The sequence below is a fragment of the Arenibacter arenosicollis genome, assembly GCF_014397245.1.
Lineage (GTDB): Bacteria > Bacteroidota > Bacteroidia > Flavobacteriales > Flavobacteriaceae > Arenibacter > Arenibacter arenosicollis.
The window spans coordinates 39157-59060 of sequence record NZ_JACLHY010000028.1 but is presented as its reverse complement, the minus strand read 5'-3'; the positions used below and the strand labels follow the sequence as shown (position 1 = coordinate 59060).

General features: G+C 39.2%; 19 protein-coding genes. 3 read left to right on the top strand and 16 right to left on the bottom strand.

Annotated elements, in window-relative coordinates; all coding sequences use genetic code 11:
- The gene (locus H4O18_RS19360; protein ID WP_187587717.1) at positions 1–1035 is read left to right on the top strand and encodes an endonuclease/exonuclease/phosphatase family protein; all 1035 of its coding nucleotides are present in this window, start codon (positions 1–3) and stop codon (positions 1033–1035) included.
- 112 nt (positions 1036–1147) lie between these two features.
- On the opposite strand, the gene H4O18_RS22025 is transcribed toward H4O18_RS19360, so the two are convergent.
- From H4O18_RS22025 to udk, 15 genes are all read right to left on the bottom strand, one after another.
- Positions 1148–1342, bottom strand: a complete 195-nt coding sequence (locus H4O18_RS22025) for a LamG domain-containing protein (RefSeq protein ID WP_343065480.1) — start codon at positions 1340–1342, stop codon at positions 1148–1150.
- 22 nt (positions 1343–1364) lie between these two features.
- Positions 1365–1616, bottom strand: coding sequence for a hypothetical protein (locus H4O18_RS22020; RefSeq protein ID WP_222942475.1), 252 nt, complete (start codon positions 1614–1616; stop codon positions 1365–1367).
- A gap of 6 nt (positions 1617–1622) precedes the next feature.
- Positions 1623–1892, bottom strand: a complete 270-nt coding sequence (locus tag H4O18_RS22015; RefSeq protein ID WP_222942474.1) for a hypothetical protein — start codon at positions 1890–1892, stop codon at positions 1623–1625.
- A gap of 73 nt (positions 1893–1965) precedes the next feature.
- Positions 1966–3279, bottom strand: a complete 1314-nt coding sequence (locus H4O18_RS19350) for a Gfo/Idh/MocA family protein (protein ID WP_187587715.1) — start codon at positions 3277–3279, stop codon at positions 1966–1968.
- A 256-nt stretch (positions 3280–3535) separates the two neighbouring features.
- The gene (locus tag H4O18_RS22010) at positions 3536–3844 is read right to left on the bottom strand and encodes a DUF6122 family protein (protein ID WP_222942473.1); all 309 of its coding nucleotides are present in this window, start codon (positions 3842–3844) and stop codon (positions 3536–3538) included.
- The gene (locus tag H4O18_RS19345; RefSeq protein ID WP_187587712.1) at positions 3837–4469 is read right to left on the bottom strand and encodes a WbqC family protein; all 633 of its coding nucleotides are present in this window, start codon (positions 4467–4469) and stop codon (positions 3837–3839) included. The genes H4O18_RS22010 and H4O18_RS19345 overlap by 8 nt, the downstream gene beginning before the upstream one ends.
- Before the next feature lie 26 nt (positions 4470–4495).
- Positions 4496–6229 carry a signal peptidase I gene (gene lepB / locus H4O18_RS19340; RefSeq protein WP_187587710.1) on the bottom strand — a complete coding sequence of 578 codons (1734 nt, stop codon included), beginning with the start codon at positions 6227–6229 and terminating at the stop codon, positions 4496–4498.
- 85 nt (positions 6230–6314) lie between these two features.
- Positions 6315–7016, bottom strand: coding sequence for a 4-hydroxy-tetrahydrodipicolinate reductase (dapB, locus tag H4O18_RS19335; protein ID WP_187587708.1), 702 nt, complete (start codon positions 7014–7016; stop codon positions 6315–6317).
- 3 nt (positions 7017–7019) lie between these two features.
- Positions 7020–7667, bottom strand: a complete 648-nt coding sequence (locus H4O18_RS19330; protein WP_187587706.1) for a DUF5683 domain-containing protein — start codon at positions 7665–7667, stop codon at positions 7020–7022.
- Positions 7660–8586 (bottom strand): ParB/RepB/Spo0J family partition protein, encoded by a 927-nt coding sequence (locus H4O18_RS19325; RefSeq protein WP_187587704.1) that lies wholly within the window; start codon positions 8584–8586, stop codon positions 7660–7662. Before H4O18_RS19325 ends, H4O18_RS19330 begins: the two co-directional genes overlap by 8 nt.
- The gene (locus H4O18_RS19320; RefSeq protein ID WP_187587702.1) at positions 8586–9359 is read right to left on the bottom strand and encodes a ParA family protein; all 774 of its coding nucleotides are present in this window, start codon (positions 9357–9359) and stop codon (positions 8586–8588) included. Before H4O18_RS19320 ends, H4O18_RS19325 begins: the two co-directional genes overlap by 1 nt.
- A gap of 418 nt (positions 9360–9777) precedes the next feature.
- Positions 9778–11952, bottom strand: coding sequence for a methylmalonyl-CoA mutase (gene scpA, locus H4O18_RS19315; protein WP_187587700.1), 2175 nt, complete (start codon positions 11950–11952; stop codon positions 9778–9780).
- An 81-nt stretch (positions 11953–12033) separates the two neighbouring features.
- On the bottom strand, positions 12034–13419 hold the full coding sequence (locus tag H4O18_RS19310; RefSeq protein ID WP_343065479.1) for a methylmalonyl-CoA mutase subunit beta: 1386 nt from the start codon (positions 13417–13419) through the stop codon (positions 12034–12036).
- Positions 13409–13741 (bottom strand): FtsB family cell division protein, encoded by a 333-nt coding sequence (locus H4O18_RS19305; RefSeq protein ID WP_187587698.1) that lies wholly within the window; start codon positions 13739–13741, stop codon positions 13409–13411. Before H4O18_RS19305 ends, H4O18_RS19310 begins: the two co-directional genes overlap by 11 nt.
- A gap of 6 nt (positions 13742–13747) precedes the next feature.
- Entirely contained in the window at positions 13748–14356 is a 609-nt protein-coding gene (udk, locus tag H4O18_RS19300) for a uridine kinase (protein ID WP_187587696.1), read from the bottom strand.
- A gap of 442 nt (positions 14357–14798) precedes the next feature.
- Here udk and H4O18_RS19295 point away from each other — a divergent pair, with 442 nt between their 5' ends.
- Together H4O18_RS19295 and H4O18_RS19290 are read left to right on the top strand one after the other, a co-directional pair.
- Positions 14799–15671, top strand: coding sequence for a serine hydrolase (locus tag H4O18_RS19295; RefSeq protein WP_425489141.1), 873 nt, complete (start codon positions 14799–14801; stop codon positions 15669–15671).
- 128 nt (positions 15672–15799) lie between these two features.
- Entirely contained in the window at positions 15800–18655 is a 2856-nt protein-coding gene (locus H4O18_RS19290; RefSeq protein ID WP_246474459.1) for an Npt1/Npt2 family nucleotide transporter, read from the top strand.
- Here the strand turns inward: H4O18_RS19290 and H4O18_RS19285 are convergent.
- Positions 18645–19904, bottom strand: coding sequence for a serine hydrolase (locus H4O18_RS19285; RefSeq protein ID WP_187587694.1), 1260 nt, complete (start codon positions 19902–19904; stop codon positions 18645–18647). The genes H4O18_RS19290 and H4O18_RS19285 overlap by 11 nt on opposite strands.

The window sequence follows — 19904 nt, the reverse complement described above, 5'->3', positions numbered from 1 at the left end:
GTGAAGAACCTTAATTTCATTGATAAATTCATGTTCTTCATTAATGGGGTTTTGGCTCTGTTGTTATTTGTTTCTTGTTTTGTGCCCCTAATTTCAGTGGTCCATTTTGCCTATTTTTCCATTCTAAGCCTAACGGTACCCCTTTTGGTTCTTTTTAATTTACTTTTTCTGGCCTATTGGCTGTTTAAAAGGAAAAAGCAATTATGGCTATCTGCCTTTGTACTGGTACTTGGATATATCTGTTTAGGGAACTTTTTTAGGTTTAAATTGTCCGAGGAAGAAATTAAGAAAGAGGACCTAAGTATCATGAGCTACAATGTAAGGGGGTTTAATAAATTCGAATGGATTCATGATGCATCTGTAGGAGATCGTATAATGGATTTTATTACTTCGGAAGATCCGGATATATTGTGTATTCAAGAGTTTAGCCGGATAAGGGATAGGCAACTTAAGAAAATCTATGCCTTTAAATATGCTACGGATTATAAACTAAGCGAAAAGAAATCCATTCAAGCTATTTATTCAAAATTTCCTATTATCAATAAGGGTTCCTTGGACTTTCCTGATAGTGGGAATAACGCTCTTTTTGCAGATATCGTGGTAAATAGCGATACCATTAGGGTCTATAACCTGCATTTAGAATCGCATAGGATAATTCCCAGTGTTAGTCGTATCTCCAACGAACCCAAAGGAAGGTTGTTTAAGCGGATTAGCAGGTCATTTGCCAAACAGGGAGAGCAGGCCGAATTATTTGATAAACATAGGAATGGTACGCCTTATAAGAAAATTGTTTGTGGGGATTTCAACAACACTCAATTTTCCAATGTGTATAAAGTGATCAAAGGGGATATGAACGACTCCTTCTCTGAACAGGGAACCGGATATGGCCGTACTTTTAATTTTAGATATTATCCTGTAAGAATAGATTTTATTTTGACGGACCAAGCTTTTGAGGTTATGGCTCATAAAAATTTTGACCTGAAGTTATCCGATCACTTTCCAGTAATGGCATCTATTAAAATTGACCCCAAATAGTTTATTAGTCCTATAGTTTGCAATGTTTAAAGAAATGGAACCTCATGGTTTTGTTTATCAACTAGCATACTTTTTCTCGTAAGATTAATAAGATGTTAAGTAGAATTAATCCTTAAAACACCTTTTTAGCGGTCTGCTCTTCAGAGGTTACTCCTGGTGGCAATTCTATTATTCTAAAATTTTTGAACTGGATTTCCGCACCTTCGGACTCCAGACATAAGTAACCTTTCTTAATGGATGATTGACTAATGCCGTTTACAAATTTCCCGTTTACCGAGAGTTTTATGGTTTCATCGACACAAACCACTTTGTAACTGTTCCATTACTCCTTACCCAGTTGCCCTATTTTCAACGGATTTGCTTCTGGCACCCCTATGGTTGTCGGGTATGGTTTTAACTCCGCCTACGCCAAAAAGTTCGCCGTGGACGTAAGCTATGGAAGGCTTTACTCCGTCACGTATATTCTGATTTACCCAGTCGAGCTCCAGCATTTGGACTTCGACACCACCTGGCAAAGGATCTTTTTCCCCAGGTTTGGCATGGCTCCAAACAAAGACACCAGAATTGCCCTCGGCTTCCATATGTCGTCATTCAACCAATAGTATAAGGTTCTCATATTGTTTTTCCGAACGCATAACACCAATGGGAAGACCTGAGCAGACAAGAATATCTTTTTCTTTTCTCCAGGTATCCGGATCTGTATTCACATTGATCCAATTAATGGGTTTTTCCTTTCCCTTGGAGGCCAATTGCCCTAAAGTAGTCTCGGTGCCAAAGCTTATTGGTTTGATCTGAGCCAATACGGATGCACTGGACAACAAGAAAAATAGTAGACTTAGTTTTAGGAATAGCTTCATTGGATTGTTTGTATTTGTTCTGAAGACATTAAATGCATAGCACTTAATTAATATTTGGTCATTATTGGGAATGCTATATAAATTTAGTTTTTCCGGGCACGGCTATGGGTGGTGTGGGCCATTTTAAATCCCAATTATATTCATCCACTTTTGGACCCAGGGATTCTTGGGAATTGAATGCCTGTTCCCAGCTAATGGTCTGTCCGGTATAGCCTACCATACGTGCCCAAATAGCCAACATGGTACTGGTTGCCATCCATTCACCATTATTGATTGGGTTTCCATTTCTGATAGATGCAAAGAGTTCATCGTGTTCTGTCTGGAACATATTGTTTCTTTCACCATCGTATGTCCATTTGTTTTTGCCAGTAATTTCATACTTACGACCAATATGTACAATGGCGCTGCCATCGCTACCAAATACTTCAACGCTATTTTTATGGGATGTATCGCTTTGTTGCCTCGTAAAATGATAGCCTTTTGCCCCATTGGCGTATTCAAATTCTACGGCAAAGTGATCAAATATATTGCCGTATTTTTTGTCTACCCTTACCTGTCGCCCTCCAGTTCCAGTAGCACTTACGGGCATTTTATCTCCCATCACCCAAGACATCATGTCCAAACTATGAACGGCCTGTTCTACAATAAAGTCCCCTGACAGCCAATTGTAATAATACCAGTTGCGCATGTGATAGGTCATATCGGTCCAATTTGGTTGGCGGTCCTTGTACCAGGCCTCTCCTCCATGACGAAAGGTGGTGACTGTTCTAATGTCCCCTATTTGCCCATCCAGAACACGGCCGTAAATGGCTCTATTGGGATAATCATACCTGAAACAGAAACCGGAAACTAGGGACAGGTTTTTCTCTTTGGCCTTTTTTGCTGCAGCCAGAACTTTGTGGACTCCAGGGGCATCCACCGCCACTGGTTTTTCGCAAAAAACATGTTTACCAGCATTAACAGCTGCGGTTAAATGGTCTGGTCTAAATGCAGGTGGTGTAGTTAATAATACCACATCTACGCCAGATTCAATTACTTTTAGATAGGCATCGAAACCTATAAACTTGTTCTGCTTGTCCACTTTTATTTTGTCGCCTGCAATCTTTACAAGCGCCGCATGGGCTTCTTCCAATCGATCTTCAAAAACATCCCCCATGGCATATAGAACCACATTGGGATCAGCCTCCAATGCTTGAGCAGCAGCTCCAGTTCCGCGCCCGCCACAACCGATCAGGCCTACCTTAAGAGGGGAATCCTTGTAAAGATTGGTAGCGCCAAAGGAAACGGAAGGGTATGCCAATGAGCTCCCTATAAGGGCTATCCCTGATTTTTTTATGAATTCCCTTCGTCCAGGGGTAATCGAGTTTTTAATTGTATGGTCTTTCATTTTTCAGATATAAATTAGATTTATCCTTGAGCAAAGGGCTATACAAAATAGCAATAAATTTTTAAAGTAGATAGGATGCCCAAAGAGTGTTTGTGTCATTCTTGAAGTTATGGTTAAAAGGATAAAGTTGGAGGAGGAATTTAGGGAGCAAAAATTGTATAAGGCCTATTTAAAGTAAGTTATGGATGCCCCGGTGTCGATGGCAACCACAGACAGGTAAATTTGGGAAGATAACAAAGTGGGGCCTGGGCTGGACTTACATTAAATAGCAATCTGCCGTGTCTGCCAAAATATGTATTAAAAAAGCTATTCCAAAAACTCTTGTTTTTTGGAAAAATAATAATAGGAAATAGCCGGCAATGGCCCAATAGGTGTGTAGCAGATGAAAGTTGATGCTGCATCGGTTGGGATCAAAAATTGGATTTGCCCACAAATGGTCCAAATCAATAAGTATTCCTGCCAATAGTATTAAAATTATTTGTAGTCGGTGTTCTTTGTAAAAATACAGTCCAATTATAATTGGAAGTAAAAAATGAATGCCGTAATGTACACAAAACCTAAGCATTATGAAGGTTTAGTTTGAGGGCTTTTAGATAGGTAAGTGTATTGGTGCCTTCATTAAATAAAAGATCCAAAACACTTAAGTTGGGTATAAAGTCGTTTCTGTCATCGAAAACCTGAACGTATTCCGGCTGTTCAAATGCAAACTTTGATTTTGAATTTATTAAAAACCTCCCGTTTATTTTGTCGGTAACATCAACTTCATAGCTCTCGGTTGTCCCTATAGGCATTTCTATTTGCAAACATTCACAGATGGTCTCAATACTTTTGAGGTTAAAATCCATTAAGGAATTAAATGTTCTATGGTACAATGGGGCAATATCATCTTCGTAGAACTCGAAAAACGGAGAGGTTCTGTATGCCGTTTCCAAGGTGCGCCAGTGCTGTCTCTGCCAAGGATAGTCATTGTCAATTTTTACGCTACCATAACGTTGTTTCCCCTTTTTGTTTCCTACATGTTTTATGGGAATATTAAGCATGTGCATTCCTAGGTCCGTACAGATATAGCACCTATTGCGGAAGGTCTGTTTTTGATAGTTGTCCATCACCTCCCAGCATACATCATTTTGAGCTATAGCAGCAAAATTGGCAATATTGGGGAAATAGCCCGGATGAAGCAAAAGTTTCATGGTTTAGAAAATTATTGCTGCATTAATTATTTATTGGCTGCTGTTTTCTTTTTCCTGAAGAAATCGAAAATAAACCAGGCTGCCAATAAGATTAGAAAATATTTAAAATAAGAGGTGGGTTCTCCATCGCCGTTTACGGTTGTAAAAACCCTGTCCCATCTTACTTTCCAATTGCTCATGCCATCATTGATGCCATCTATACTCATCCATATAAAAATGGGAGTTCCTACAATATGGTCCTCAGGTACATAACCCCAGAATCGGCTATCTTCCGATCGATGTCTGTTGTCACCCATCATCCAATAATAATTTTGATTAAAAGTATAGGAATTGCTCACCTCCCCGTTAATAAGAATCTGGTTTCCATTTACCTTAAGGTCATTTCCTTCATATTCCTTGATGATCTTTTCATAAATAGGAAGTACCTCGAGGTTAAGAGGAACAGTTTTTCCTTTTTCAGGAATATAAATAGACGCCATATTGTCCACGGTACCTGAATGTGCGGCATCTTGCGGGAATATAGAGGTGTCCGGAATCTTATAGGAAAATTTATCTATTGAGGTTATGCCGTCCTTGCCCGTATAATTTTTGGCCTCCGCCTCGGTTAGATTAAAGAGCGCCATGTTCTTCATGTCTTCGGACTTCAGGTATTCCTTAACCTTTTGGTTGCCAATATTGCCGGCGTAATAAGTATATGTTGAATCTGATTTTATCAGTTCCAAATTCATGGCAGTTATTACTTCGGAAGCCCGTTCCTGTTGTAGCGAGCTGTTTGGAACCCGAATTACGTTGCCGGATAGGTTCTCCCGGCCCAATAATTCTATGGCAGCATTGGAGAATTGTCCTTCTACGGTAACCGTATGCAAGAATTCAGGCTTTGCCCTATAAGGTAGAACTGTTTTTTCTCCGTTAATGTAAACGTAGCCATCTTTAATGGTCAGGGAATCGCCCGGTACCCCAACACAGCGTTTTACATAGTTCGATTTTTTATCTATCGGCTTACGCACTCCCTTCTGTTTCTTAAAGAACTGGTAAACCGTATCGGCTGGCCAGCTAAAAACAACAATGTCGTTTCGTTTTACCTTTTTAAATCCAGGAAGTCTAAGGTAGGGCAACTGTAATTTGTTCCAAATTGAAGTTCTATAAGTAGCAGGGTCAACATCGGCAACGTAGGATCTTGTTTTCAGTACGGGTAAGGTATCGTGAACCATAGGTGCGGCTACAGTAGTCATTGGTATCCTTGCTCCATAGTGAAATTTGCTTACGAATAGAAAATCGCCAACCAGCAGGGTTTTTTCCAAAGAACTTGTAGGGATAACAAAGGGTTGGATCAAATAAGTATGGACCAAAGTAGCGGCCACAATGGCGAATACAATGGAACTGACCCACTCGCCTAAGGCACTTTTGGGGTGTATATCCCTGTTTTCAATGTATTTTACGTCTTCAAAATAGTTGACATAGTAAATATAAAGCCCTAAGGTCAATATGGCCAACCAGGTATCCAATAAGCTGTTTTTTCCAAAACTTCTAAGGGTTTCAACCCAGACTACCGGAAACATCAATAAATTAATGATTGGTATAAAAAGCAAAATTACCCACCATTTCGGCCTGTTGATAATCTGCATCAGAACAATGGCATTATATACAGGGATTGCAGCTTCCCAAGCTTTTCTACCTGCTTTTAGGTATAATTTCCAGGTGCCTAAAAAATGTATCACCTGAATACTTAAAATAAAAATAATCCACTGTGTGCCGTTCATATTGGTAATTGTTATTTAATGATTGATGGGCTTTTAAGAACTCGTCAATCTTTAAGTCATTTTAAATTGATCTTTGTTACGCTCTTTAACTAAGGTTTAACACGTCTTTCATGGTGAAGACACCTGTTTTTCCCACAATCCATTCTGCTGCTATTACAGCACCTAACGCAAAACCTTCCCTGTTATGGGCAGTATGTTTAATTTCAATGCTGTCTACCTCGCTTTCATAGGAAACGGTATGGGTTCCAGGAGTATCGGCGATACGCTTAGCTGTAATTGGAATTTCACTATCCCCTGCATTGTCCAATTTCCATTTGGTATAATCGGTTTCGTTAATAACGCCTTCGGCCAAAGTAATTGCTGTTCCGCTAGGTGCATCCAATTTTTGGGTATGGTGGATTTCCTCCATGGAAACCCGGTATTGTTTTTGGGAACCTATCATTTTTGCCAAATAGGAATTTAGCTCAAAAAAAAGGTTAACGCCCAAACTAAAGTTGGAAGCGTAGATAAATGCGCCCTGGTTTTCATTGCATAGGTCCACGGCCTTTTGATAATCTTCAAGCCAACCCGTAGTTCCTGAAATTATGGGGACGTTGTGCTCTAGACAGTTTTTGATGTTTCCAAAAGCGGCGTTTGGCATACTAAAATCAATGGCGACGTCGATTTTCGAAAAATCTATATCTGTTGCATCCAAATCAATTTTTGCTACTATAGAATGGTTTCTTTTAAGGGCGATCTGTTCGATCATTTTACCCATTTTACCATATCCGAACAAGGCAATATTCATAAACTAAAACTTAATGGTTAAGGCCAAGCCATAAACTGGTCTGGCGGTAATGGCATCTAGGTCCAAATATGGTTTTAAATCCATACTTAGGTCATCATCCACGTTAAATTGTTTTAAATGTGCATCAACATTAGCATCAACAATATTTAGGGCGTACATGGCAATCGTGACCAGCAGCCATAAATCCCTATCTTCTTGATATCTTTCTTGTGCACTTTCCAAGGCTGCTTCGGAAAAGTCCGGATCGGCCCCAGGGGCATTGGGTGCTCCCAGATCATAAAATTCATCATCTGTAAATCCAGCTTGTCTGCGTTTAAATGCCGTTCTAAAGCGGTCATAGAGGTCGTCATTGTAAATGTAGCCATATATTCCACCACCCATTATTGCATAAACAATGGGGGCCTTCCAATAACGTCTATTGTAAATTTGACCAAGTCCGGGAAATACAGCAGAATAGAAGGCAGCCTTACTTGGCGCCAAAGGATTTATGGCTTTTCTTTTGACTTTTAGGGTGTCTACTACGGAAACCCCCTCTTTTTTAAGAGTGGTCTTAATGGAATCTGATGCCTGGGTAGTATTTTCTTCCTCTTGGGCAAGTCCGAAAGTTATAACAAGAAAATATACAGCCAGAGAAACAAGATATTTACTCACCCGTAATCAATTTTTTTAGCCTATTGAATTCCTCCTTGGAATGAAAGGGTATGGTGATTTTTCCTTTACCTTTTTCAGAAGCTTTAATATCTACTTTTACAGATAAAAAATCTGAAAGGTGACCAAGGTTTTTATCAATGAAATCTGGGTTTATGGCAGATTTCTTTTGCCCTTTAGTCACTGCGGAATTAATCGGGTCGGCGTCGGTATTACCTTCTTGATAATCCTTAACGGCTTTTTCCGTGTCACGGACCGAAAGATTTTCACCTACTATTTTTTCGTAAAGTGCAATTTGGTCTTGCTTTTTATCCACATTTACCAAAGCCCTTCCGTGGCCCATAGTTACAAAACCGTCCCTTATTCCTGTCTGAATAATGGGGTCTAACCTCAGTAATCGTAAATAGTTGGTGATCGTAGAGCGTTTTTTGCCTACCCTCTCACTCATTTTTTCCTGTGTCAACTGAATTTCATCGATCAATCTTTGGTAGGAAAGTGCAATTTCTATGGGGTCCAGGTCCTGTCGTTGAATATTTTCGACCAAGGCCATTTCCAGGGATTCCTGGTCATTTGCAATGCGGATATAGGCCGGTATGGTCTCCAGTCCAATTAATTTGGATGCCCTGTACCTACGTTCACCAGAAACTAACTGATATTTATTAAAATCTAGTTTTCTTACCGTTATTGGCTGTATAACTCCCAATTCCTTTATAGAAGAGGCCAATTCCTGTAAGGCTTCATCATTAAAATTGGAACGGGGCTGAAATGGATTAACGTCTATCGCGTCCAAATCCAATTCCACAATATTGCCCACTACTTTATCGGCGTTCTTGTCCGTAGCCGATTGTATATCGTTTTCAGGATCTTTTAATAGGGCTGATAAACCGCGGCCCAACGCTTGTTTTTTTATTGCTTTCGCCATTATACTGTCTCCTTGTTTTTCACAACTACTTCATGTGCCAAATTTAAATAATTGGCGGCTCCTTTACTACTGGCATCATATTTAATAATGCTTTCGCCATAACTTGGGGCTTCACTTAACCTAACATTTCTTTGGATGATCGTATCGAACACCATTTCGGAAAAGTGCTTTTTAACTTCTTCCACAACCTGGTTGGATAGCCTTAACCTGGAATCGTACATGGTAAGTACCATTCCTTCTATATCCAAATCCGGATTATGTATTTTTTGAACACTCTTAATGGTATTCAGTAATTTGCCCAATCCTTCCAAAGCAAAATATTCGCATTGTATAGGTATCATAACAGAATCGGCCGCAGTAAGGGCATTCAATGTTAAAAGTCCAAGTGAAGGAGCGCAATCTATAAGAATATAATCGTATTTGTCCTTTAGTCCACGAATGGCTTTTTTCATCATATATTCCCTATCGTCCTTATCTACCAATTCAATTTCGATAGCTACAAGGTCAATATGTGCTGGAATAAGATCTACATTTGGGGAGGAGGTCTTAACGATAGTTTCTTCAGCAGTTTTGGTGTGTTCCAATAATTGGTAAGTTCCCAATTCGATACTATCCACATCCAATCCTAATCCTGAAGTTGCATTAGCTTGGGGGTCAGCGTCTATGAGTAATACTTTTTTTTCCAATACACCTAAAGAGGCGGCCAAATTTACCGAAGTGGTAGTTTTTCCTACACCCCCTTTTTGATTAGCAATAGCAATTATTTTGCCCATTATCATAGTAAGTTAGGGGGTAAAAATACGATTATTTAAGTTGTTATAAAATGTAATTTGTTAACACTGGGTGAATAACTGCAGTCTTTAGCGTTAAAGTGCGTTAAAGTTGTATGGGATTTGTTGTCAGGCTATTAGAGGTTTATTGTTTTTTTACGAATCACTTATACACAACTTATTAATGAGACCCAATTATTAAAAGCCTCGGCCACATTGTAGTAAAATTATGGAAAGAAGCCTAAAAAGGAGGGATCATTGATTAAATACCTTGGGCCTTGAGCTTATTTCCTAATTGAGCTTTAAGGCTTATTTTGAGGGCTAGCCCTCTATAATATGAGTTTGATTTAAAAAAAATCAATCAATTGATAATCAATCAATCGAACTCATGTCATTTCTGTTCGTTCATGAACTATGGATATTATGCGCTTAGGATTTCCAGAAGTTGGATGGCCGTGTCGCTTATTTTAGTACCTGGACCAAAAATGGCTACAGTCCCGGCATCATACAAAAATTCATAATCCTGTTTTGGGATTACTCCGCCTACGATTACCATAATATCTTGCCGTCCGTAGGATTTTAATTCCTGAAGTACTTGGGGCACCAAAGTCTTGTGTCCGCCCGCCAAGGAAGAAATCCCCAAAATATGTACGTCGTTCTCCACGGCTTGTTTGGCTACTTCTGCCGGAGTTTGGAAGAGTGGGCCAATATCTACATCAAAACCGAGGTCGGCATATGCTGTTGCTACCACTTTGGATCCCCGGTCATGACCGTCCTGACCCATTTTGGCAATCATTATTCTAGGTCTACGGCCTTCCTGCTCGGCAAACTTGTCCGCCATTTCCCTAGCCTTGCCAAAACTCTCATCTCCCTTTATTTCTTTTGAATACACTCCCGTAAACGAATTTATAGTTGCCTTATGCCTGCCAAAAGCATTCTCCAATGCAGCACTGATCTCGCCCAATGTAGCTCTTGCCCTGGCAGCCTTGATAGCTAAAGCTAATAAATTTTCCTCATCTATAGCTGATTCGTTAGCTGTTTTGGGAACTTGGGAGTTAATTCTACGTGTGGCAATTTCGGTTAATTCTTGCAGTGATTGCCTAACATCACTTTCATTTCTTTTTTCCTTTACGACTTTTAAACGTGCTAACTGTTGCCTTCTAACTTCGGCATTATCCACTTCCAATATTTGAAGGGTATCTTCTTCCTTGGTCGTGTATTTATTAATTCCGACAATGATGTCCCTACCACTGTCTATGCGAGCTTGTTTTTTTGCAGAGGCCTCCTCGATTCTTAATTTAGGTATGCCAGCATCAATAGCCTTGGTCATACCGCCCAATGCTTCTACTTCTTCAATGAGTGTCCAAGCTTTATGTGCAATTTCGTCCGTTAGTTTTTCTAGATAATAACTACCGGCCCAAGGGTCTACCGTTTTTGTGATTTCCGCCTCCTTTTGTAAATATAATTGGGTATTGCGGGCAATACGTGCTGAAAAATCCGTAGGCAATGCAATGGCTTCGTCCAAGGCATTGGTATGTAGGCTCTGGGTGCCGCCAAAAACTGCCGCAGCAGCCTCTATAGTTGTCCTGGTAATGTTATTGAACGGGTCTTGCTCGGTAAGGCTCCATCCACTGGTTTGGCAATGGGTCCTTAAAGTCAGCGATTTTTCATTTTTAGGATTAAATTGTTTTACCAATTTTGCCCATATCATTCTACCTGCCCGCATTTTTGCAATTTCCATGAAATGATTCATCCCAATTCCCCAAAAGAAGGAAAGTCTAGGGGCAAAATCGTCTATATTCAATCCAGCTTTTAGCCCTGTCCTAATATATTCCAGTCCATCGGCCAGGGTATAGGCCAATTCAATATCGGCGGTTGCGCCTGCCTCGTGCATATGATAGCCAGAAATGCTTATGCTGTTAAACTGGGGCATAAACATACTGGTGTATTTAAAAATATCTGCAACGATCTGCATAGAGGGGGCAGGAGGGTAGATATATGTATTCCTGACCATAAATTCCTTGAGGATGTCATTTTGAATGGTTCCAGAAAGGTCTTTTGGCAAAACTCCCTGTTCCTCTGCCGCTACAATATAAAATGCCAATATGGGCAACACAGCACCGTTCATGGTCATGGAAACCGACATTTCATTCAATGGAATATCCTGGAACAAAATTTTCATATCCTCCACGGAATCAATGGCTACCCCGGCTTTTCCTACATCACCCACCACACGTGGATGGTCGCTGTCATATCCTCTATGCGTTGGGAGGTCAAAGGCTACTGAAAGGCCCTTTTGTCCGGCCTTGAGATTTTTTTTGTAAAATGCATTGCTCTCCTCAGCTGTAGAGAATCCGGCATACTGCCTTATAGTCCAGGGTCTACTGACATACATGGTGCTATAAGGTCCTCGGAGAAAGGGAGGTATACCTGCGGCAAAGTTCAGATGTTCCAAATCCTCAATATCTGCCTTGGAATATGTTTTATTTAGGAGAATTCCTTCCGCGGTCTCAAATGGCAATACTGGGTCATGGTCTTTTGGGTTCGTTTCAGGAACAGACCTCAGTTGAATTTGTTGGAGATTTTTTCTTGCCATTATATTGAATCGTCTTAACCTAATGTATCAATTGGACCTTTTGGAAACTTTACATCTTTTTAAACCTGATTGACCAGGTTGTTATTCTATTTTTAATCGCTTTTGTTCCCAATCCTCGGACAATCTTTTTTCAATGATCGGTTCGATCAAGGTTTTCCGGGTATTCGTTTTTACAAATGGATACATTTCTAAATTATCCTTCATTTTATCCAACCTGGAAGCATGCTTATTGGTGCCCACCAAGATTTTGTCGAGCCTATTAAAATTATCTTGTTCTTTAGCTGCACTTTCCTTTATTTTTTTCTGAATGATGTGTTCTTTTAGTTGTACCAAAAAACCTCCTCCCGCTTCAATTTGTTTAAATAAATCCAGTGCTTTGGTTGAAAGTTGATGGGTGATGGATTCTATATAATAAGTTCCATCCGCCGCATTGTCCACTTTGTCAAAATAGCTCTCGTGTTTCAAAATCAGCAATTGATTTCTGGCCATACGTTCGCCAAATTCATTGTCCTTGTGGTAAATGGCGTCATATGGCATATTTATTACCATATCTGCCTCCCCTAAAATAGCCGACATACATTCAGTGGTAGTTCGCAGCATGTTATTGTTGTAGTCGTACAGGGTTTTGTTTCTAAAGGTAGGTGTAGCAATTATGTGGCACTGCTCCAAAGCTCCATATTCTTGGGCTAGTGTCCCAAACAATATTCTCAGAGCCCTAAGTTTGGCAATTTCAAAAAAATAATTGCTTCCTACGGAAACCTTAAAGGTAATTACAGTTCTTTTAAGTGTGTCCTTATGCTTGTCGTTTAAATGGTTCAAATATTCATTTGCGTGGGCAACGGCATAGGCTAATTGTTGTATTAGATTAGCCCCGGCATTCTCATAGAGGGCAACATCTACACACAAGGTTTGGGTGTGATTTAAATTAAGAATGTCATCTAATATTTTATGGTCTTGGTTAAGGTTGAATTGCCAGTTGCCATTTTTGGCCAAATTACCAATGATATCTACATTGAGATAAACCTTGTTGATTTGGTTTTTGGTGGCCTCCAATATTGATATTACATAAGAGGAGGATAGAAATTGAAGGTTAAAATAAATATCTGTTTGCCCAAGGTCTATTTCTTTAAGCAGCTCATGAATCTTTATTTCTTCGGATGGAATGGTAAATTGGATACTCTCAGCTCCCCTTGCAATGGCGTCCAAGGCCTTTTTGTTGGCCAATTTGGTATTTCCCGAGAATATTCCCTGTCCAATGCGCCAACCAGTATTTTTAGTGGCTCCCTTTAACTTGAGGGCCTTCAGGTCTTCCGAATGATAGAAAGGTTTTACTTTTATGCCCTCAGGGGATTCCCAAACCAACTTTTCATTGTAATCCTCACCTTGTAAGTCGAACTGGATTTTTTGCTTCCAGGCTTTGGAAGAAATCTCGGGAAAATCGTTAAAGAGTTTAAGGTTACTCATCATCCTTTGTTTTTAGACTATCTTCATATTCAATTAAATATATCTCTTCGTTTTTTCTTTTCAAATAGTACTGTTCCCGGGCAAATTTTTCCAACTCCTCGGGATCCGACAATTTTTCTATGATTTTTTTATCCCTTGCTATCTCCTCATGGAGAAAATCTTTTTGCTTTTCAAGATTGTTTATTTGCTTTTTTAGTTCCCAATGTATTAGGAGGGAGTTGGTATCGAAAAAAACCATCCAAACCACAAAAATTGTTAGTACCAAAACATACATATTGGTAACCACGCCAAACCATTTTTTATTTCTTATCCCTTTGATTCCCATAGGTGATTAACTTAATTTTTCGTTGATTATGGTTCTTACGATATCTACTGCCACGGTATTGTATTTATTGTTTGGAATAATAATATCGGCATATTCCTTTGTGGGCTCTATAAATTGATTGTGCATAGGTTTTAGGGTATTTTGATACCGTGTTAAAACTTCATCCAAATCCCTGCCACGTTCAGTTATATCCCTTTTTAGACGCCTTATCAATCGCTCATCCGAATCGGCATGGACAAATATTTTAATGTCGAACATCTCCCTTATTTTAGGATTTGTCATTATTAAGATACCCTCTACGATCATAACCTTTCTAGGGTGTGTTAGTATGGTGTCAGTGGTACGATTGTGTTTAACAAAAGAATAAACGGGTTGGTGAATTGGAATTCCTTTTTTTAAATCCTGTAAATGGTTGCCCAATAATTCAAAATCTATGGCACGTGGATGGTCAAAATTTACTTGGGTACGTTCGTCATATGATAAGTGGGACAGGTCGCAATAGTAAGAATCTTGGGAAATGACCCCTACTTCCTCATATGGTAATTCATTTATAATTTGATTTACAACCGTAGTTTTTCCACAACCCGTACCACCCGCAATACCAATAACCAACATGTATTTCTAATTTGTTCCAAAAATAACAATTTGCAATCAAACTGTCATGATTAAAATGTCTCCCTGACCTATAAACACCTAAACTTTTTATCCACTTACAACGTATATATAAAGACCATCTACATGGACTTTATTGTTTCTTTAGGGAAGTGAATTCTTTTTAGGTGCTGTGGTAATAAATTTTAACAGAGTAAAATCAGATTATGACTAATTATACGTTATATTAATTAGGTTCTTTGTTTTTTGCTGAAGTATAAATTTTAACAAATGTCGAATACGATTATAGAATATCTTTGATCGGGTTTTTTTGACCAGCTTTTTAAATTGAGGTTCATATCTAATTCTTAACAATCAGTATTATACTGTTTATATTATGGGTACATCTTATTTTCATTTGAAAATGCGCGTAATTGGAATTTTGTGCGTATTCGTATGTTCTGGAATGGCTTTGGCGCAAAAAGACCTTCCCATTAATTTGGGCAATGCCAAGGTTAAACCCTTGCCCAGTTTAACCAATAGTGCCTTGCAAGCAAGTTTGGAAAAGGAACTAATGTCCAATCCTTCCTGGAAATCATTAATGAACAACAATAAGATGGCAGTTGGTATAGTAGACCTATCCAATCCGGAAAATGCAAAATATGCTAGTATTAATGGCGATTATATGATGTATGCGGCCAGCTTGCCGAAAATAGCGGTATTGTTGTCCTCTATGGATGCCCTAGAAAAGGGGGAGTTAAAGGAAACTCAGGAAATAAGGAAGGATATGCGATCAATGATCAGCAAATCAAACAACGAAGCAACCACAAGAATGATCGATCGATTGGGATACGATAAGATACAGTCCGTAATGACCGATCCAAAATATATGTTCTATGATGAGAGTCAAGGCGGTGGACTATGGGTAGGTAAAAGATACGGAAGCGGTGGTGATACCAATAGGGAGCCCCTAAAGAATTTGTCGCATGCGGCAACTGTAAATCAAGTTTGTAGGTATTATTATCTATTGGCCAATGGCAAACTGGTGAGCAAAGGCCGTTCCAAGCAAATGTTGGATATCATGGGAGATCCTGAACTTCATCATAAATTTGTAAATACGTTGGACAACATTGCTCCCGACGCCAGATTATATAGAAAGTCGGGCTCTTGGAGAACCTTTCATTCCGATTCCATTCTGGTATGGGGAAATAATCCCAATCGCCGTTATATTTTGGTAGCCTTAATAGATGATGCCGGAGGTGAGCAAATTATTAGAGATCTGGTTAGGCCTGTTGAAAAAGTTTTGAAGGCAGAGCGAGTGCATTTGGCTGCTAACTAAGTCCTATTATTATAATTCCCTTTATTTATTCGTATAATATTGGCCAATAAAGTAATTTTGGCTTTAATCTTCTATGGATATATTTTAGATAGGAGTGCTGTTGAATTTTTTTTTAAAACGCCTAAAAATTGAACTACCTGATTTCATTTATTAAAACGTTTAAAACATACATTCTAAAGGCATTTGATTTAAAAGAAGAGGAACTGACCAAGACATTTCTCCTTCAATTAAATATATTCCTCATCATTACGGTTTTATTGATCGTAAAACCTACCATAAATTCCCTTTTTCTTTCCGAACTTACTTCAGAAGCACTGCCACTCGGCTATGTTTTAACAGCTATAATGGCCGTAGTGGGCTCTTTTTTTTATGATAGGGCCTTAGAAAAGTACCCTCTGAATGGTATTGTAGATCGCACCTTGATCGGCTCCGTTATTTCCTTGGTGATATTCGGTCTTGCCCTTAATTTTAATCTCGGTGATGGATTGATACTATATATCCCTTATGTTTGGGTGGCTATTTTTGGATTGTTGACCGCTTCACAGTTTTGGGTAATGGCCAATTTGGTTTATAATGTTAGGGAGGCCAAACGTGTTTTTGGCTTTATTGGTGCCGGTGCTATTGCCGGGGGTATATTTGGGGGTTATTTAACTTCCCTTTTGACCAATATCCTGTACACTGAGGATTTATTGTTTGTCGCAGCTGCCCTCCTAATGTGCTGCTTGCCCATAACGCGTTACATCTGGAAAAACGAAGTTTTGAAACTCAATCCTTTTCAGGTGTCCAGTCGCTCCAATCCTAAAGCCGAATCCCCTTTTAGGCTGATCAAACAATCCAAACTTCTTAGTTTAATTGCGGTGGTCATAGGAATAAGCGTTTTAGTGGCCAAGTTGGTAGATTATCAGTACAGTGATTATGCCTCTAAATTTTTTCAGAACCAAGATGAATTAACCTCTTTTTTTGGATTTTGGTTTTCCACATTGAGCGTTATTTCCCTTTTAATACAATTGTTCCTTACCAAACGTATAGTGGGAACTTTTGGCGTTGGTAAATCTTTATTGTGGTTACCTTCGGGAATATTACTGGGCTCTTTTTTACTACTGGTGGTGCCTCAACTTTGGGTAGTGGTGTTTATAAAAATCGTGGACGGAAGTTTAAAACAGTCGGTAAATAAGGCAGCAACGGAATTACTTTCCATACCCATTCCCATAGAAATTAAAAAGAAGACCAAAACATTTACAGATGTTGTAGTGGACAGCATAGCTACTGGGCTTGCGGGCTTTATTCTTATCTTCTTTATAAACGGACTGGAAATATCTTCTACCTATATCAGTATAATTATTATAGGTCTTATTTTGATCTGGCTGTATTTTATTTATCACCTAAGGAATGAATATATAATTTCTTTCAAGAGTCTCTTGGAATATAGCCCTCTTAAAAAAGAGAAGGCGAACAAGTCGGAAATTAAAGTTACTTCCATTATAGAAACGGTAATCAGGGTATTTGAAACGGGGAACGAGAATCAGATATTGCATATGTTGAATAAAACATTGGAAGTTAAGGATGAACGTTTCTTTATAGCCATCAAAAGCTTATTAAATAATCCATCTGCCAAGGTAAGGGCTTTGGCCATTGAAAACCTGTATTTTTTAAATACGGAAAATTTATGTCCTGCAATAGAGTCCATGGTCTTGGATAAGGATCAACAAGTGACCACTTCTGCGTTTAGGTACCTGTTAAAGCACTATCAACTAAACCCTGTGGACCTTTTGGATAAATATCTATCGGTGGAGGACAACACCATTGCCAATGCGGCCCTAATTGGTTTGTCCATGGAGTTGCGAAATAATAGGATAATGCAGGACCGATTTAGTTTGGAACAAAAAATTGAACATGCCTTATCCCAGTTATCGCAAAGCACTTCCGAATTGGAAAGGACCAATAAAATCCTTGCCATTTTGGAAACCATAGGAAATGCCAAAGTAGAAAGGTTTTATGAGGTATTATATGCCCATCTTAATTTGGAGGACGATCAGACGATCAATACTGCAATTCTGGCGGCATCCAAAACCTTGGACAAGCAGTTTATTGATATTATTATCTCCAAATTATCGGGTAAGGATACCAGAAAATCAGCTATGGAGGCCCTCTACTTTTACGGGGAGCCTATCATCGATATTTTGTTTGAGGGATTACGAAAAGAAACCATTGATCCGGATGATACCGCCTACGTGGTTATGGTTATTGGAAAGTTCGCTTCCCAAAAGGCCATCAATACCTTGATAAAACTTACCGAAGATATGGAACATACGGTGAAAATTGAGGCTATTGAAGCCTTAAAACACCTAAAATGGAAGTATCCCCATCTTAAAATAAAGGACCGTTTTATTGTGGATAAGATTTTGGACGAGTGCCATCTATACCAAAGTACACTGTCTGTAATTCATACCCAAATAGTTTTACAGTATAAAAAGAACCCTGAAAAACTGGAGTCCAAGGAAGAAAATGAAGCCAGGAATGGCCTGATACATTTGCTGGAACTAAGGTTGGACAGGCAATTACAGCGGATTTTTCAATTTTTGGGGATAAAATATCCCCCACAGGATGTGGATCCTATTCTAAACGCCATATTAAAAGGAAAAGAGGAACAGCGTATACATGCCATTGAATTTTTGGATAATATCCTGGATATTCAGCTTAAAAAGGAATTGATTCCTGTGGCGGAATCCATTATACAGGCAGGTGCTATTTCCGAAGAAAATTTAAAGAATCTAAATGTAAAGGTCTTGAGCGAATCCGAAAGCTATTTGGCCCTTTTAAAGCGAAAGGACATCAAGCTAAAATTAGCGGTTCTTTACTTAATCGAAAAAACCCGGGACCCCAAATTTATTCCCATACTGGAAATGGTTTTGGAAGATTCCAATGAAAAGGCAAGAAAAAAGGCAGCCGAGATTCTGACTGCCTTTAGAAAAATTATCGTTTAATAATTTTGTCGACGCTACTGGCCAAGGTCATGTGGTCCGTAGCCGAATTCTTTCGCAATACGTTGGTCATCAGTACCACCATATATTTGCAATTGTCCGGATGTTCTATAATGGCCACAGAATTCATAAAGTTGGTTACATTGCCCATATATTTTCCACAGGCTTCACCTTTGCTTCTGTCACATTTATATAAACTGCCCGATTTAAAATAAACCGCAGCGGGCTTTAAGGCCGGGGATTGGGCATATCTAATCCTTCGGTCCGTCATATACATAAGTCGCTTCATCTCCAAGCTGGAGGCTTCGTCCACCACCTTGCCCTGTTCCAATTGAATTAAAAACTTCAACAATCCAACAGGAGAACCAATACTGCCCCCTTTATCTCCTACATATCGATTGGGGCCTGAAGTAAAAAAGCTCCCTAATCTCCATTCATCCGTAGTAATTCCTAATTCCCTTAAAGGCAGGTTTACCACGTCATTGGCCAAATCTGTCAATTCCTTTTTTGGGGTAGTTGTAAAGTACGTATCCGCTTGTTCCTGGGTCAGGGTGGGATAGGAATCACCAAAGGCGGCCATTAATAGGGCTTCCCGCCATACAATACTGGCCGCACCATTGTTGCTAACGGAAAGCATATGGTCTGCCCATTCAAACAAGGTAAAAACATCACTGGCGATTACCTGTCTTTTTAGAAGTTTATTCGTTTCCAAATTAAAAATGGGTACCGTATGCTCATCGGTTAAACCCCAAACGCCCGATTTTACGGATTTTGAACGCAAAAGTTCCAGTCGTTTTTCAAAAGAATCCGGATACAATTTCTCCAATTGGTTAAACAATGCAACTATTACGGCCAATTTGCCTACACTACCAGGTTGATAGCCGGCAGTTTCATTTCGCTTGGCAAATCTAACACTGTCAATATCGGAAATATCCAAAACGGCAATGGAATAACTTTTGTCCAATCCCCTAAACAGTGAATTGATTTCTTTCTGGAATTGCTCATCTACCTTTAGAAAGGCCCCCACACTGTCCTCCTTTTTGGAAAGCAGATTTAGTTCAATATCCATATAGGACTTTTGAGCCCCTGGTGGAATTACAGTGGTAGATTTGAGTTCCCCACTTTTTACGAGTTCCAAATACTTCAATCGCTTGATTCCTGTGTGCAAATAACCGTCAATGGGGTAATAGCTCGCAGTGGTAAATGCCGAACAGATCAGTAGTAAAACAATATAATTAATATACTTGCGCAT